This is a genomic window from Paenibacillus taichungensis (assembly GCF_013359905.1).
GTDB lineage: Bacteria > Bacillota > Bacilli > Paenibacillales > Paenibacillaceae > Paenibacillus > Paenibacillus taichungensis.
In genome coordinates this window covers 1-893 of the sequence record NZ_JABMCC010000116.1, presented here as the reverse complement: position 1 = coordinate 893, position 893 = coordinate 1, and the positions used below count along the sequence as shown (strand labels likewise).

The 893-nt window shown below is 45.1% G+C and carries 2 pseudogenes; both read right to left on the bottom strand.

The features are described from left to right. Nucleotides 1–222 (bottom strand): annotated as a pseudogene (locus tag HP548_RS22870) (sugar ABC transporter permease); the annotation flags it as partial. A 103-nt stretch (nt 223–325) separates the two neighbouring features. After that, nucleotides 326–893, bottom strand: a pseudogene (locus tag HP548_RS22865) (sugar ABC transporter substrate-binding protein); the annotation flags it as partial.

The following is an 893-nucleotide window of genomic DNA, read 5'->3' as shown; positions in this document are numbered from 1 at the left end:
TACCCACGTTTGCTGCGAGAAACTTCTGGCCGGTTTGTAATCCTGGAAAGCCATCGTCCAGCCCCAGACAGGCACATAAGCAAAGATGATAATGTACGCAAGCAGAGGAACAGACATCCATATGAGCTGTCTCTGTGCTTTGATATTTTGCCAGGTAATCCGCCTAATTTTTGGTTTTTTCTTCGGGCGGAGCGGCTTGGTACCCACTACAATTTCCTCCATAATATCAGGCCCCTATCCATCTTTATTGAAAGGAATAACGTCCAGCGATATGTTCTTCAAAAAAACAGGAAGGAAGGTAACCTTCCTTCCCGACAACAATTTCTTATTTCACAGACCAGTTATCGATTCTCCACTTCAAGACTTCATTGATACGATCTTCATACGTTTTGATATCCAGCTTTTGAATTTCGGAAACGTATTCGCTCCATACACTGCTGAATTCAGACGTGTTAGCCAAAATCGCTTTCGGCAAATATTTGGTTGATAATTCGTTCAACTTCGTATTGGCAATCTTGGCTGGAGATCCCTCAACCAGATCGACAGACCAAGCAGGGTAAGTCACCGGATTCTCTGGTGGAGCACTGAAGAAATCGACATAGCTGTTGAAACCATAAGCGCCCAAAACTTCCTTATCAAACGGTCTCAAGCTGGCCTGGTATTCTTCCGGCTGATTGCTTGCTGAAGTAGCGTTGCCATCGCTAAAGTAACCTTCCATTTTGGGTGCAGTTCCATAAAATGCATCTGCTTTATTGGCCAGTTTCCAGGCCGCATCTGCGGCATTGTCGCGCTGCTCTTGGGTTTTCATGAAACGGCCTTCGTCATTGACGTAATAGTCTTCATCCTGAATGCCCCAAGTGAGTGTCTTTTGCCAATCTTCTTCCATGAGCTTG